This window comes from Chryseobacterium subflavum (assembly GCF_055762745.1).
The window spans coordinates 102,012-117,883 of the sequence record NZ_JBVTMR010000005.1 but is presented as its reverse complement, the minus strand read 5'-3'; the positions used below and the strand labels follow the sequence as shown (position 1 = coordinate 117,883).

Sequence of the window (15,872 nt, the reverse complement as noted above, 5' to 3'; positions counted from 1 at the left end):
AATACTTTAGTTTACAATAGTTTCTAAAACAGGTGCGATCCCCTGATTTTTAATATCATCAACAAACTGTAAGTACAGACCGGTAAATGCATTTACCTCTCTCAAATCGATGCTTTTAAAGGCAGAAAGATCTAAAAAATCAATGGGGTTATCACTTTGGATTAAAATTTCATCTTCCGAAGCCAGCCATGGCTCGCCAATTTCATATGTAAAACCTTTATCGTCTGTCTTGTATTTCAAATAATGCCTGTAAGAAGCTATAAGAAATGCCGGACGCATAAGATCTTTTCCATCACTGATTATTTTTGCGAGATTGGGCATAATATATACCGGAAATTTAGAAACACCGTCAAAGCATAATCTGCTCACCTGGTCACTTACGCTATGATTGGAAAACCTTTCTATCAGTGTACGTTTGTAAAGATCTAAATCAGTATCGGCAGGTGCCGGAACATATGGTGTAATATCTATATTCATAAAATCCCTGATTAGCTTTACAATACTTTGATCCTGCATGGCCTCATCTACCTTGCGGTAGCCTTTTAAGAAAGAAGGGTAGGATAATAGGGTGTGCGAAGCATTCAGGAGACTGAGTTTCATGTTTTCAAAAGCAGTGACGTCATTCGTGAATTCTACGCCGGATTTTTCCCATTCAGGTCTTCCTGCGATAAATTGATCTTCTATCACCCATTGGATGAAATCTTCACAATAAACGGGGGCTTTATCATTCCAGCCGCTTTTTTCATTAAGCCTTTCAATATCTTTGGCTGTGGTAGCAGGTGTAATTCTGTCCACCATACTGTTCGGAAATGTAACGTGGGATTTGATCCAGTTTCCAAGATCTTTATCCTGAGATTCTATAAAACTGGTGAATGCCCTTTTTGCGGTATTGCCATTATGCTGAAGATTATCACAAGACAGGATCGTGATACTTCCGGCTCCATTTTTTTTACGCAATCGCAGACCTTCTGCTATAAATCCAAAAACCGTTTCAGGAGTACCCGGATTCATTAAATCGTTTTGTATGTGGCTGTCGTTCAGATTAAACTCATTCGTTTCTTTATTGAGATTATATCCTCCTTCCGTAATGGTAAGACTGATGATCTTTATCGCCGGATCAGCGATTTTAGCAATTACTGCCTGGGGATCTTCTACTCCCCATATCAACTCTGTGAGTGAACCTATGGTATAGATTTCATCTTTTCCATCCCTTCCACAAACCGTAAGGGTATAGTCCAGATTTTGGGATCTTAAATCACGTACTATTTTTTCATCAGAAGGAAGTAAGGCAATTCCGCAGATTCCCCATTGCTGTTGACTTTTGTCTCCCAGCAGAAGGTGGGTGTAATACTGCTGATGAGCCCTGTGGAAATTTCCGACACCAATATGTACAATGCCGGTTTTAATATTTTCACGGTTATAGGGATAAGAATTGGGAGTCATATATTATAGTTTTTAATTGAATGTTAATCGTTTGCTAAACTTATATTAATAAATCTATTGCGCGGTATTTTTTGTTATGAAATTGATAATGGGAACGTTCCCAGAATTTGGGAACGTTCCCATTTGCTTATTTTTTTGTTATTTTTGATAAAAAAGAGTCCCTGATGAAGCGTGTAACCATTAAAGATTTGTCGAAATTTTTGTCATTATCTACCTCTACCATCTCAAGAGCACTGCTTAATGATAAAAATATCAACCCGGAAACTAAGAAGAGGGTATTGGAAGCAGCAACGAAATTGGGCTATAAACCCAATGCAACAGCTTTGAATTTAAAGTATGGGAAATCCAAAAATATTGGATTGGTGGTACCGGAAATGATCACACCATTTTCTTCAAAAGTTCTGAAGGGGATTCAGAATATTTTGGATCCGTTAGGGTATCGTGTTATCATAACACAATCGGATGAAAATCCATTGATAGAAAGAGAGAATCTTAAGCTTTTAGAAGAATTTAATGTGGACGGGATCATTATTAATCTTTGTCATGAAAGTCTTAATGAAGAAGTTTACAAAAAGCTGATCAATAATGATATTCCCATGGTATTTTTTGACAGGATACCCGGGAAATCAATACAGGCTTCGCGGGTGATCGTAGATGATCAGATCAAAGCATCATTAGTAGTGGAGCATCTGATTAATACGGGACGAAAAAGGATCGCACACATTATGGGGCCTTTAACGATAAGGAACGTAACTGAAAGAGTGAACGGATACAAGCGTATTATGGAGAAATATAGTCTTACTGATCCTGATCTGATTGTTTCTACAGAGGGAATGACTTTTGAAGATGGCAGAAAGGCAGTACAGGAACTATTAAACAGAAACATCCATTTCGACAGTATTTTTGCCTTTTCCGATACATTAGCTATTGGTGCAATGAATTATCTTCATGAGCAGAATATAAAAATTCCTGAAGAGATAGCGATTGCAAGTTTTTCAGGAACAGAACTAGCAACTATTGTGCATCCGCAGCTGACAACAGTACAGCAGCCATTAGAAAAAATGGGAGAAACCGCTGCCCGTCTCGTGCTGGAAAAAATACAAAATGCGTCATCACCGGATCAGACGGTTATTATGGAAACCGAATTGATTTACAGGGCATCCACCGTTATTTAAATCTACTCGCTTTGGTCAAGCACAAGAATAAGAGATAAAATAAAAACCACAGAAAGAGCACTAATGACCAACAGATTAACCTGCACTATCATTGATATGATTAATAGTAGGATAGAAGCAAGCATAATATATCTGAAATAATGGGTGTATTCTTTTTTCATATAAGATTATTAGCTGTTATAAAATTAAAAAAAAGACACGTAACTTTTACTTCAGCCGTCTTACTTGCCAAAAAAACAAATGCCTAAGGATACCTTAGGCAATTTGTCCATTTAAAAAAAATGATTAATCATAATTCTCTTCAATCCATCTAAGGCATTCCTGGTAATAGCGGTTTTGCTCATCAGATTGTAGATAAGGTGCATTAATAAATGCGTTGTCTGCAATTTTTTGCATAATTTTTTCAAGGCTCCGTCCATTAAAGTCCACTCTTGTTTTTTGAATATTGGAATACTTCAGGTGATCCTTGTGAATATGCCAGGATGAATCTTTTCCTGCATCAACTCTGGTGAGATTGGTTGTGTGTGTTGCGTCCATGATCATAATTTTTAAGGGGTTTGCAGACTTAAAATTCAGGAATAAAAAGATCATAACCCAAAGGGAAAATACCCATTTTTGAAAAATCAGTGTTTTCCCTTATTGTATTGAAAATATAAACTTTAGCAATTCATGATGGATAAAGACTTTTATTAATCATTCAAACCGAGATCCGATGGAATGAGTTTTGATACTTGTATACAAACTATTAAAAATATTAACATATGAACTTAATTATCCGTTTACTGATTACTGCGCTTGTTGCGTTTCTTTTAACGAAAATTTTACCGGGAGTACATTTTGAAGGCTTTTCATCTGCGATTATTTTCGCGATTGTTTTGGGACTTTTGAATTTAATTGTAAAACCTGTTTTAAGTCTTTTGGGACTTCCTTTAACGATCATCACCCTAGGATTATTTGCTTTAGTCATTAATGCATTGATCATCCTTCTGGCAGATTATTTCATAGACAGTATGGTTGTAGATGGATTCTGGTGGGCATTCATTTTTAGTATCGCCTTATCATTGATCACTTCACTGGCCAATTCTATGTTCTCAGATGGGGACTAAGCTTACAGAAGTATAGCATAACAATATAAATCCGTCAGTTGAGCTGGCGGATTTTTTATTGGGTCCATCAAAAAGGATATAAATAACATAAATAGCAACTGTACAAGCGTCTTATCATCAAATGTATCACAGGTAAATCAATTCATCACTTTAACAAAAAACAAGATAATTGTTAATTCCTTCGCATATTTTTATTTTAAGTACTAAATTTGGCAATCTTTGAATTAAAAAGCAATTTATGAAACTTAAGTACAGCCTGCTGGCTTTAGCAGCCCCACTTTTAATGAATGCACAACAGTTAATGACGCCTGAAATTCTTTGGACTTTGAAAAAAGTGGGAGTACAGGCAGTTTCACCTGATCAGTCTTCACTTATTTATAAAGTAGGACAAGTAGATCTGAAAACAGAGAAAACGAAAAACGAAAACTATTTCCTTAATGTTATCAATAATCAGTCTTCAAAATTAGACTTAGGTAAAAAAGCTCTTATTCAGTGGGATAAGAATGGAATTTACGCACAGGAAGGAGATAAGATATTCCTTTCTAAAGATAACGGAAAAACCTGGACGGAGTTTTATACCATCGGTGAGGTTGATAATATTGTAATTTCCCCTGATGGAAAGAAAATCGCTTTCAGCAAGCAGGTTTTAGTGGAGAAGGTAATGGGGAAAGATAAATACAGCGATACTCCTAAAACAACAGCACAGGTGTATACTGACTTGAACCACAGACACTGGGATTATTTCAATGAGGGAAAATACAATCATGTTTTTGTAGTAAATACTTCAGATAAAGTGGAATCATCAAGAGACTTACTGGAAGGAAAGACATGGGATTCTCCGCAGAGGCCGTTTGGTGGAGCTGAGGATTTCATCTGGAGTCCTGATTCTTCTCAGCTTTTGTATGTTACCAAGCCTAAAAGCGGGAAAGAGTATGCTACAAGTACAAATACGGATATTTTTGCTTATGATCTTGCTTCCGGTGCTACAAAGAACCTTACAGAATCAAATAAAGGCTACGATGTCAATCCTAAATTCAGTCCGGATGGAAAATCACTGGTATGGCAGAGCATGGAAAGAGATGGCTATGAAGCGGATAAAAATGATGTGAAAATCATGGACTGGAAGTCCGGAAAAACAGAGAACCTAACAAAAGGCTGGGACGAAAGTGTTTCCGGTGATGTTTTCTGGAGTGGTGATTCCAAAACCATCTATTTTACAGCGGCATTCAGAGGAACAAAACAATTGTTTTCCTTAGATCCTAAAAATGCAAAGGTTCAACAGATCACAAAAGGAGATTTTGATGTAAATGAAATCTTTGCTGATAATAAAAACACCTTATTGGTAGGCAGAACCGATGTCAACCATGCTACAGATTTATTTTCTGTAAACATTAAAAACGGTGAAATGAAACAGGTTACGGAAGCCAATAAAGATACTTATTCCAAACTGGCTCAAGGGAAATCTGAACTAAAAATGGTGAAAACATCGGATGGAAAAGAAATGGGAGTATGGTTCCATTATCCGCCGAATTTTGATCCGAATAAAAAATATCCTACTTTGGTATATTGCCAGGGTGGACCTCAATCTGCATTGACTCAGTTTTTCAGTGTACGATGGAATTTTGCTCTTATGACGGCTAACGGATACATTGTAGTTGCGCCGAACCGTAGAGGAATGCCGGGCTGGGGAACAAAGTGGAATGAAGAAATCTCTAAAGACTGGGGTGGACAACCTATGAGGGATTATCTTGCCGCTACAGATTATGCTAAGACATTACCTTATGTGGACGGACAAAGAGTAGCTGCAGTAGGAGCAAGTTATGGAGGATACAGTGTATTTATGCTTGCGGGGATTCACGATAACAGATTCAAGACCTTTATTGCTCACGACGGGCTATTTGATATGAAATCATGGTATCTGACCACTGAAGAGCTCTGGTTTGCCAACTGGGATTTAGGGTCTCCATGGGAGAAGCCGCTTCCAAAAGCTTATACAGAATTTAACCCTAGCAATTTTGTTGAAAAATGGAATAAGCCGATCATGATTGTCCAAGGAGGAATAGATTACCGTGTGCCTTATGAGCAAGGACAAGAGGCTTTCCAGGCAGCAAAATTAAGAGGCCTTAAAACAAAATTAGTGTATTTCCCGAACGAAAACCACTGGGTGCTTCACCCGCAAAATGGTTTGGTATGGCAAAGAGAATTCTTTGACTGGTTAAAAGAAACTTTATAACAAACAATAAAAACGAAAACGGGCTTTTGGCCCGTTTTTTTTATATTTGAATTATGCAAAACCGTATTTCTTCATTTCCTCCTATTATTGATGTCCATTCCAGAATTTTAATTTTAGGTTCTATTCCCGGGGTCAAATCATTGGAAAAACAACAATATTATGCACATCCTCAAAATAAATTCTGGAAGATTATTTTTGAGCTGCTTCATGAAAAATTTACGGAAGATTATACAGTAAGGATTGAAACATTGAAGAAACATCACATCGCACTTTGGGATGTGATTGATTCCTGTGAGCGAAAAGGAAGTCTTGATTCGGAGATCAGAAATGAAGAAGCCAATCAGATTGAAGAACTTTTAGAACAATATCCGAATATCACTGCCATATTTTGTAATGGAGGAAAATCTTATAAAAACCTACAGAAAGTTTTAGGAAAAAGTTATCGGCTTCCTGTGATTCTGCTGCCTTCGACAAGCCCGCTGCATACCATTTCGTTGGAAAAGAAATTAGAAGGATGGTCAAAGATCATGGAATTTCTAAAATAACCTCCTTCCTTATTTCCTTTATGCTCCAGCAACATCATCATAAGATGTGCACTTTAATCTACTTTTAAATAACTGCGTAAACCCCTGAGAAGCTCCAGCTGGTTCTTCGTACGGTCGAGATTATGCTCCGGATAGGTTGTAGAATAATAAGTGCTTCCATTTAAATAATCTGTAAGAAAACGAAGCCCCTGAATGTAGATAGCCACCTGTGCGGAATAATCAAGATTTTCAAACTCGTCTGGAGTCAATAGATCCTTAAGATGAAATAGAAAGCCCTCTTTTACCGATTCGAAAATTTCTGAATTGAAATTATTTTGAGCTGTTCCATCATCTTCATTAGTGGTATTGGTGTATGATTGGATCATGGTTCCAAAATCATAGAGAATAGTAGAAGTCATGATTGTGTCCAGGTCAATTATAGCCATCGGGTCATGGTTCTGATCAAAAAGAATATTACTGATTTTCGCATCTGCATGAACAATTCTTTTAGGAAGTTGGCCATTATTTTGCATTTTGATCCATTGATCAGGTAACCACAACAATTGGTTCATCATTTCTATTTCAGCTTTTGCATTTTCTTTTAAAGAAGATGATCCGCTTTCTAATGAAATTTTATAGTCGGTAAGTCTCTTTTCAAAATTGAGAAAATCGGGTAGTGGATCTTCAATGATGGGAAGACTTTGCGTGTTAATGATGCTAAGAAAATAACCCACAGCCCTTGCTGCCTTGGAAGCTGTTTCTGCTGAAGGAACAGTAAGAAAGGTAATGCTGTTATCAATGAAGCTGGTCATTCGCCATGAATCTCCATTTCCATCCCTGATTAAAAACTCCTCTGAAGACGAAGCAATCGGTTGTGTCATTTTGAAATGATATTGACCCTCTTTAAGAATCTTATTTATTTTCAAATGATTGTTGATAACCTGCTCCGGCCTTTTAAAGACTTGTGTATTAATCTTCTGTAAAATATACTTTTCCCGGTTTTGATTATTTTCTACACAATAGGTAGTATTGATCAAACCGTTATTGATCTGAGTAACTGTACAGTTGTCAGTGCCTATAAATTTTGAGATAATATTCTTCAGCTCCATAGATCTTCAGGGTATCGCTGGTTTTGGATTTCTTTTTCAAGGTAACTTTTTAGAATAATTTTATCATCGGGATAGGTCATTCCCAACCAATGAGATGGCGAGGTTCTGACTGCAATTTTGATTGTATTCTCCTCGTTCATTTTCTGCAGAGCAGTAGGAATATAAAATTCTTCTTTTGGTTGTGGATTGGATGTAATAAAATCCTTAAAATAGATTTCTAATGAATCGAATATAATGGGATGGAAAATAAAATAATTCATAGAAACCAAAGTATCTGGTGCTACTTCTATGTCTTTCCCGTTTTCATCGGTATAGACAATAGTATTATTTTCTTTTCGGATGGAAGTCTGCTCTTCTACTTTTAGCAAAAAATGATCATCATCCACCGTGCAAATACCTCTGGCTACCGTACCATTGTTACTTAACGTGGTAGAAAGCGGATAGGCAATGAGTTCAAATTGGGAATCAGAAACATTTTGATTGTCGATTTCACTCGATGCTAACTGATAAACTTCTTTACCGTAAAAATCGTCTGCATTGATCATTACAAAAGGTTCACTAATATATTCTTTTGCACAAAGTACGGCATGGCCTGTTCCCCAAGGTTTTTCCCGGGACGAATAATCATACCCTGAAGGAATGTATTTATCCATATCCTGATAGACCCATTGCAACTCAAAGTTGTTGGTTTTGGAAATGTTTTCCAGCCTTTCTATATAGCTTTCAGGGATGAAACGATTAATAATAATCACAATTTTATTGAAGCCGACCATTAGAGCATCATAAATAGAATATTCCAGAATAGGAGAGCCATTGCCCAATATTCCATCTACTTGTTTAAGGCCTTTATAGCGGGTGCCTAAGCCTCCGGCTACTATGAGAAGTGTTTTTTTAGAATTCATCTGTCATTCCGAATATAGGTTTACGATTTTTCCATTGTCCTTTTGTGAAATCAGGGATCTCAACAACCTGTCCTCCTTTAGCAATTGATTTTTCGCTGAGCGGTGTGATTGCATACCAGGTGGCAAGATCATATACATCCATAGGGAATTCTATATTACGTTTTATACATTCAATAAAGGTGTTCATAACGAAAAAGTCCATTCCACCATGTCCTGCGCCAGTTGCTTTGCTTTCAAATTTCTTCCATATCGGATGGTCGTAATCTTTGATCCATTTCTCGGTATTATCCCATTTATGGGTGTGATTCATTATCTTTTCAAAATAAATATGTCCCTGATCTGCGCCTCCTGATCCGAAGTCCTGCCAGATTCCGTCAGTTCCCTGCACTCTGAATCCAAGATCATAAGGTCTCTGTAAGCTGGTATCGTGTGTCAGAAGAATAGTTTCTCCGTTAGCACAAGCTATTTGTGTCGTAACGATATCACCCTGGTTAAACTTCACTTTGGCATTAGGATGGTTGGCTCCACCTTTCGGATGTTCCACAATATACTGATGCAAGCCGAGGGATTTTGAAGAAAATGAAGATAAGCGTGTTAATCGGTTTCCACGATTAATATCCATCATAACGGAAACCGGACCAAGGCCGTGGGTAGGATAAAGTTCTCCATTTCTTTTTACATAATGTTCCGTTCTCCATTTTGCTTCGCTAAAACCCTTTTCCCCGAATTCGGCTCCGGAATTGTAAGGCGTAACACCGTCATTAAATAAAACCCCGCGAAGATCATGCTGATAACCTCCTCTTCCGTGGACCAATTCTCCAAACATTCCTTTACGGACCATATTCAGGATAGCCATGATATCTCTACGGTAACATACGTTCTCCATCATAAAAATGGGAACTTTTGTTTCCTCATAAGTTTTTACGAATTCCCAGCAGTCATCCAGTTTAATGGCACCGGATACTTCCATTCCAACAATTTTCTTAGCCTTCATCGCTTCAACTCCCTGTGTAAGGTGCCATTCCCACGGAGTAGCGATAACAACCGCATCGATGTTGCCAAGTTTCAGGAGATTTCTGTAATCATATTCTCCATTTGAAAATTCACGGGCTTCCGGTTTACCATTGCTTTTTAAGATTTTCTGGCTGGCAGATAACATAATTGGACTAGGGTCTGCAAAAGCAACGATCTCAACATCGTCCCTTTTAGCCAATAGCTTTACATGTTCCTGTCCCCGTAATCCGACTCCTATAAAACCAACTCTTACTTTTTTATCAGATACAAAACCTTTTGAATAGGCAAATAAAGAATGAGGTAAAACAAGTGCTCCGAATGAAGCTAATGCAGTTGTTTTGATGAAGTCTCTACGTGAATTATCCATAAATGATATTTTTGATTAAATATGTTATTTAAATTTAAAGATATTAAAATATCAATAACCAGTGAATCATTTTACTCTTAAAATTGATTTTATTTTTATTTATTGTCCGTAATATGCACTTATTAGCCTCTCTCTCATTTTGTTGAGGTAGTTGATGTTTTTGGTATTGGACAGAATAATCACCGTCAGGTTTTTTTCAGGTAAATGCACCCAGTTCGCACTATGTCCGTAACCTTCACCCTGACGTTCTACAAATAGGGTAGTCATATTTCCGAATTTTTTAGGATAAACCCAAAAGCTAAAAGCAGTATCCCCAAGCTCCTTATAAGGAGTAAGCATGGTGTCTACAGTTGATTTTTTTAATAAAACATGATTGAAAACGGCCTGGTCAAAGGTTAAAAGATCTTTGGGAGTGGAGTATATGCCCCCGGCCGTATAAAAATTGTCGATATAGGTGTTGGTTGGGATATGAAGAGCAAATGGGTCCGAATCTGTTTCCGAATATCCGTCATCTATATTCTGGATAATATCATTGTGGTGCAAAAGACCTGTATTATTCATTTTAAGAGGAACCAGGATCTGCTCTTTCAGAACTTCTTCAAAAGATTTACCATATATATTTTCAATAATTTTTCCAAGCAGGATATAATCACCATTGTTATAGCTGAATTTTGTTCCGGGTTTATCGATCAGTTTTTCAGAGAGAAAGGTTTTGATAAAATCATCCAGGTTCCAAATTGTATTGTCATATGCCTCGTGAATGAGTTCCGGAGAACTGATGTCCTTATTAAATCTCCCGCTGCTATAGGTTAGAAGGTTTCTTACGCTTGCTTTTTTAGCGGCTTCCCCTTTGTAATCCGGAAGATAAGTTGCAATGGGAGCGTCCAGGTTGATTTTACCTCTTTCATATAGCTGCATGATCAGGACTGCAGTAAATGACTTGGTGAGAGAAAATATATGAAATCTGGTTTCGTCTGAAAAGCTGATGTTATAATGTCTGTTGGATAATCCTTTATACGAAAGTAATTCGGTCCTGCCATTCTGGGCAATCAGAACTGCTCCGTTGAAATTATCATTCTTCACACTGGAATCAATTACTTTTTCCACATTTGAAATTTGAGAATAGACCACATTTATTGCTAATAAAAGAAATGTGGTAAAGGTTTTTTTCATAGTAAACAGTTTTAATAAAGAACAATTTTTGAAACTCAATATTTTTAATCCATGAGGAAAAGTATTTTCAGTGAGCTACCTACATACAACTTATTGGCCGATCCAGGCTTTTCTCAATGCAATTTGCTTCGGATCAGGATGAGCTAAGGCGGTAACCTTTCCCGTAGTGTCATCATAGGCAAAACCGGCTTTGGCAAGGTATTCTTTTAAGGGAAGTGGTTTTGTTCCTTCTACATAATCCCTGAAAAAATCCCGGATTTCCGGAAAAGTCATTTTTGTAATTTCATCAAATAAATCATTGTCATTGAAATAGCGATCCTCTCCATATTTTTGCATAAGGCGTTGCATCAGATCCTGGGTTCCCGTTTTTCCACCCGAAAGCTCACGCAATCTGATGTCCAGGCATAACCCGATTAATGGGCCTTTCTGATAAACGTTCATGTACTGGTCCTGTTTTTCCATAGCGTTTTTACTCAGATCGGTAAAGGACAAATGAGGATCAAACTCCTTCATACCGGCTATCTTTTCTTCCAGCTTTTTTTCGAATTCAGGAATACCGATCATCTTTTGCTTTATGGGCATGTGTATCGTTGCGTATTCCGTCATACCTTCATACAGCCAGAGATGTTTCGACATCGAAGGATTTAAGAAACCATAATGCTGGATTTCTCCTGAATGAATATGAAGCGGAGTGATAATGTGGAAAAACTCATGGGAGGCAACCCTGTCCAATGCATCCGGCAGATAGCCGATATTCCCGGAAAGATAAAGACATACGGTCGACCTGGAGTGTTCGAGGCCATCTCCCATAAACCCTTTTTTATCTGAAGATTCGTAATAAATCAGAAAAGCATACTTTTCGACAGGCAATTTTCCACCCAGGTAGGCCTGTTGATTTTCTAAAATCGTCTTTATATGATCTGCTATTTTTTTGGAATAATGCCGTTCCTTTTTATTGTAAAATGATACAAGCACCTCAGTGGTACCTATTTTTAACCAGGTCGTATCAGGAACGCAATACAGTACAGGAGAATCTACGAGGCTTCTGTAATCTTTTGCCCGGACGATGTCTGTACTGTCATTTTTTCTTTCATAATCCAACGCAGAAGAAGCATAAAAATCTTTATTTTTCTTAATGCTGATTTCATATGGTTTATCCTTTATTTCCTCAAAGTAACCTACCAATGAATTATAATTGATCACAAAAACACTGTCTTTTTTAAAAGTACTTCCTGCTGACTTTGCTCCTTCTGTATGCTCCTTTAGGGAATCCCAGCCATCGGCAACACGATAGGATATCTTTTTTACATGCCTGAGATCGTGGATTAACCAGCTGTTGGTATCTAAGCGTTCCGTAACCACTTTTTTCCCTTTTTTATCGATTGCTGTAACATCGGAAACATATTGCCCGAAATTCAGGGGCTGATAAAATCCGGGAACGAGTTTGGGTATAATAAACTTACCTTTTTCCAGCTTATTTTTGGGTGGAGTAAAAGAAACCGTCACCTGGTCATTATCCGTATGAATAAGATCGATATTGTATTGATAGTTTTTCTTTGACGATTGGGCAGTTGCCAAATTGGGAAGAAGAATCAGTGCAAAAAATATTTTTAAAAGATTTTTCATTTTATTTTCGGCTTTAAAGCTTAATAAAAATATGAAGTTAATTTTGTTAATAGCCCATTATAGGTATTATTATTTTTCTATTGCATATACTTCTTCATAGGGCTGGATAAGAACCCATCCGTTTCCTGAAAACTTCATCTGAAATTCTTCACCACTTCCTCTACCCATAAGGCTTTTAAAAGAAACATTCGTTTTAAGTTCAGGAGTTAAGTTCCCGGACCATGCAACTGTGGCATTAGGATCTGTGAAAACAGGGTTTTCAGGAGTTACCATAAGCGTTAAAGGTTCTCCGTGGGTTGTAATAGCCACATGTCCCGTTCCGGAAAGTTTTACCTGAAATAATCCGCCCGACAGCATTCCTGCAATACTTTTAAGCATGGTAATATCACTTTTTATACTTTGTTCATGGGCCAGGACATCGTTGCCGTTCACACACAATGCTTCATTATTCAGGTAAAGGATACGTACTTTTTTTCCTGAATCAGCCACATACAGTTTTCCTGTGCCTTCTGCCTTCATTAATCTCGTACCTTCACCACTGATTGCTTTTTTCAGAAGATTTCCGATACCTCCTGCAAGCATGCCTTGCCTTTCAAAATTTATATTTCCGATGTAGCCCACCATACTTCCCCTTTTAGTCCAAACCGATTGATTGGTAAGGTTTATCTCTAAAAGCTGAGGCTTTTCAAGTTCAAAATAGTCCCGCTCTTCAGGATTTTCTTTGGTTTCTTTAATGAATGATTCTAACGAATATTTGCTCATAATTAATCAATTTTGTGCGACCAAATTACATCTTTTTCAGACCAAAATACATAGTAATTATTAACCATTTGACAGCTTTATCAAATAAAGCTTGACAAAGGGGTGTTCAATGTCGTATATTTGCACACCGAAAATTACACCAGTAATTTCAATAATTTTTAAACCGTAATTTAAAAAAATGAAAACATCCGATTTTAATTTTGACCTTCCTGATGAACTATTGGCAGAACACCCGTCCGAGCATAGAGATGATGCTAGACTTATGGTTCTTAACAGAAAAACCGAAACTATAGAACACAAGTTGTTTAAAGATGTAGTGGATTATTTCGATGAGAAGGACTTGTTTATTTTCAATAATACTAAAGTTTTCCCTGCGCGTCTTTATGGAAATAAAGAAAAGACAGGTGCTAAGATTGAGGTATTCCTTTTAAGAGAGCTTGATAAAGAAACACGTGTTTGGGACGTATTGGTAGATCCTGCAAGAAAAATCAGAATTGGAAACAAATTGTTCTTTACAGAAGATGAATCTTTGGTAGCTGAGGTTATCGATAATACCACTTCAAGAGGAAGAACTTTAAGATTCTTATTCGATGGTTCTTATGAAGAGTTCAGAACAAAATTAAAAGAATTAGGAGAAACTCCGCTTCCAAAATATATCAAAAGAGCTGTAGAGCCTGAAGATGCTGAAAGATACCAGACGATCTATGCAAAAGTAGAAGGAGCAGTAGCAGCACCGACTGCAGGATTACACTTCTCCAAACATCTGATGAAGAGATTGGAGATCAAAGGAATCGATTTTGCAGAAGTAACTCTTCACGTAGGTCTGGGAACATTTAATCCGATCGAGGTTGAAGATCTTTCCAAGCACAAAATGGAATCTGAAGAAATCATCATTGATGAGAAAAATGCTGCAATCATCAACAGGGCAGTAGAAGGACACAGAAGAGTATGTGCTGTAGGAACTACAACAATGAGAGCATTGGAAACTTCTGTTTCTTCCAACAAAAAAATCTCTGCATTCAACGGTTGGACAAATAAATTCATCTATCCGCCTCATGAATTCGGAGTAGCCAACTCAATGATTACAAACTTCCACACTCCAAAATCTACATTAATTATGATGATTGCGGCATTTGCTGGAAGAGATTTTGTAATGCATGCATATGAAGAAGCCGTAAAAGAAAAGTATAAGTTCTATTCTTACGGGGACGCAATGCTTATTTTATAATAATTTTAAATGATAGATTGTAAATTTTAGATTAAGTCCTAACTTCGTTTGAGGATTTTAATCTAAAATTTATAATTTAAAATCTATACTCAACTCTATTTTGAAAGATATTCGAACTTTATCACTGGACCAGCTTAAAGACTACTTTTTGACTTTAGGAGAAAAACCATTTCGCGCGAAACAGGTTTATGACTGGTTGTGGAGTAAAAACCTCCATTCTATTGATGAGATGACCAATCTTTCAAAACAGCTTCGTGACAGAATTTCAGCAGAATATACCATCAATCCGGTATCTGTGGACCTGCTTCAGAAAAGTAAGGACGGAACCATTAAAAATGGGGTGAAACTTCACGATGGTCTTATGGTAGAATCTGTTCTGATTCCTACTGAAACAAGAACTACCGCTTGTGTTTCCTCACAGGTAGGATGTTCGTTAAACTGTGAATTCTGTGCTACCGCAAGACTAAAAAGAATGCGAAATCTTGAAGTCGCCGAGATCGTGGATCAGGTTGCACTTATTGACAGTCAAAGCAAAATGTATTTCGACCGCCCTCTTACCAATATCGTTTTTATGGGAATGGGAGAGCCAATGATGAATTACAAAAATGTGGTAGAAGCGATCCGGAAAATTACCCAGCCTGAAGGCTTGGGGATGTCTCCAAGGAGAATTACGGTTTCTACTTCCGGGATTCCAAAGATGATCAAGATGCTTGCTGATGATGACCTTAGGGTAAAACTGGCATTATCGCTTCACTCTGCGATAGAATCCAAGAGAAACGAAATCATGCCTTTTTCAGATAAGTTTCCTTTAACTGATATTATGGAGGCTCTTCAATACTGGTACAAAAAGACCGGCAACGTGATCACTTTTGAATATTGTGTGTGGAAAGGCATTAATGATGGTGATGAAGATATCAAAGCGCTGATCAAATATTGCAAGCAGGTTCCTTCCAAAGTTAATCTTATCCAGTACAATCCGATCGGTGATGGTAAATATGACCAGTGCAATAAACAGGCAGAAGAAAATTATGTTCGTCAGCTTGAAAATGCGGGTATTACAGTAATGATCAGAAAAAGCAGAGGTGGAGATATTGATGCCGCATGCGGACAATTGGCCAATAAGACGACCGATTAAAATTTCCTTAAAAAATTATCTAAAATGGGACTCTGATTTTCAGAATGTCCTACCTTTGTACAAAAATTAGTAACG

General features: G+C 37.3%; 14 protein-coding genes. 6 read left to right on the top strand and 8 right to left on the bottom strand.

Annotation, left to right across the window (positions count from 1 at the left end; all coding sequences use genetic code 11):
- Window positions 1-6: 6 nt before the first annotated feature.
- A complete protein-coding gene (locus tag AC0INN_RS19700) occupies window positions 7-1,443 on the bottom strand; it encodes a mannitol dehydrogenase family protein (RefSeq protein WP_273648523.1) in 1,437 nt (478 codons plus the stop codon).
- 164 nt (window positions 1,444-1,607) lie between these two features.
- Between AC0INN_RS19700 and AC0INN_RS19695 the strand changes: the two genes are divergently transcribed.
- Window positions 1,608-2,618 carry a LacI family DNA-binding transcriptional regulator gene (locus tag AC0INN_RS19695; RefSeq protein WP_273648522.1) on the top strand — a complete coding sequence of 337 codons (1,011 nt, stop codon included), beginning with the start codon at window positions 1,608-1,610 and terminating at the stop codon, window positions 2,616-2,618.
- Window positions 2,619-2,903: 285 nt separating this feature from the next.
- Here the strand turns inward: AC0INN_RS19695 and AC0INN_RS19690 are convergent, their stop codons facing one another.
- Window positions 2,904-3,155, bottom strand: coding sequence for a hypothetical protein (locus AC0INN_RS19690; RefSeq protein WP_172279275.1), 252 nt, complete (start codon window positions 3,153-3,155; stop codon window positions 2,904-2,906).
- 224 nt (window positions 3,156-3,379) lie between these two features.
- Here AC0INN_RS19690 and AC0INN_RS19685 point away from each other — a divergent pair, with 224 nt between their 5' ends.
- The 3 genes from AC0INN_RS19685 (at window position 3,380) to AC0INN_RS19675 (ending at window position 6,502) form a co-directional block, all read left to right on the top strand.
- Window positions 3,380-3,724, top strand: coding sequence for a phage holin family protein (locus AC0INN_RS19685; protein ID WP_172279273.1), 345 nt, complete (start codon window positions 3,380-3,382; stop codon window positions 3,722-3,724).
- A gap of 238 nt (window positions 3,725-3,962) precedes the next feature.
- Window positions 3,963-5,957 (top strand): S9 family peptidase, encoded by a 1,995-nt coding sequence (locus AC0INN_RS19680; RefSeq protein WP_273648521.1) that lies wholly within the window; start codon window positions 3,963-3,965, stop codon window positions 5,955-5,957.
- Between the two features lie 53 nt (window positions 5,958-6,010).
- Window positions 6,011-6,502: a DNA-deoxyinosine glycosylase gene (locus tag AC0INN_RS19675; RefSeq protein WP_273648520.1), complete on the top strand. Its 492-nt coding sequence runs from the start codon at window positions 6,011-6,013 to the stop codon at window positions 6,500-6,502.
- Window positions 6,503-6,555: 53 nt separating this feature from the next.
- Here AC0INN_RS19675 and AC0INN_RS19670 read toward each other — a convergent pair whose 3' ends face one another.
- From AC0INN_RS19670 to AC0INN_RS19645, 6 genes are all read right to left on the bottom strand, one after another.
- The gene (locus AC0INN_RS19670) at window positions 6,556-7,590 is read right to left on the bottom strand and encodes a phosphotransferase enzyme family protein (RefSeq protein WP_273648519.1); all 1,035 of its coding nucleotides are present in this window, start codon (window positions 7,588-7,590) and stop codon (window positions 6,556-6,558) included.
- Window positions 7,581-8,492 (bottom strand): nucleotidyltransferase family protein, encoded by a 912-nt coding sequence (locus tag AC0INN_RS19665; protein ID WP_273648518.1) that lies wholly within the window; start codon window positions 8,490-8,492, stop codon window positions 7,581-7,583. Before AC0INN_RS19665 ends, AC0INN_RS19670 begins: the two co-directional genes overlap by 10 nt.
- The gene (locus AC0INN_RS19660) at window positions 8,482-9,873 is read right to left on the bottom strand and encodes a Gfo/Idh/MocA family protein (RefSeq protein ID WP_273648517.1); all 1,392 of its coding nucleotides are present in this window, start codon (window positions 9,871-9,873) and stop codon (window positions 8,482-8,484) included. The genes AC0INN_RS19665 and AC0INN_RS19660 overlap by 11 nt, the downstream gene beginning before the upstream one ends.
- A gap of 99 nt (window positions 9,874-9,972) precedes the next feature.
- Window positions 9,973-11,046, bottom strand: coding sequence for a serine hydrolase domain-containing protein (locus tag AC0INN_RS19655; protein WP_273648516.1), 1,074 nt, complete (start codon window positions 11,044-11,046; stop codon window positions 9,973-9,975).
- 90 nt (window positions 11,047-11,136) lie between these two features.
- The gene (locus AC0INN_RS19650) at window positions 11,137-12,672 is read right to left on the bottom strand and encodes a M61 family metallopeptidase (RefSeq protein WP_273648514.1); all 1,536 of its coding nucleotides are present in this window, start codon (window positions 12,670-12,672) and stop codon (window positions 11,137-11,139) included.
- A 69-nt stretch (window positions 12,673-12,741) separates the two neighbouring features.
- A complete protein-coding gene (locus AC0INN_RS19645) occupies window positions 12,742-13,434 on the bottom strand; it encodes an AIM24 family protein (protein WP_172279256.1) in 693 nt (230 codons plus the stop codon).
- Window positions 13,435-13,612: 178 nt separating this feature from the next.
- Between AC0INN_RS19645 and queA the strand changes: the two genes are divergently transcribed.
- Both queA and rlmN read left to right on the top strand, forming a co-directional pair.
- Window positions 13,613-14,662: a tRNA preQ1(34) S-adenosylmethionine ribosyltransferase-isomerase QueA gene (queA, locus tag AC0INN_RS19640; protein ID WP_172279254.1), complete on the top strand. Its 1,050-nt coding sequence runs from the start codon at window positions 13,613-13,615 to the stop codon at window positions 14,660-14,662.
- Window positions 14,663-14,762: 100 nt separating this feature from the next.
- Window positions 14,763-15,797 carry a dual-specificity RNA methyltransferase RlmN gene (gene rlmN / locus AC0INN_RS19635; RefSeq protein ID WP_172279252.1) on the top strand — a complete coding sequence of 345 codons (1,035 nt, stop codon included), beginning with the start codon at window positions 14,763-14,765 and terminating at the stop codon, window positions 15,795-15,797.
- The last annotated feature ends 75 nt before the right edge of the window (window positions 15,798-15,872 follow it).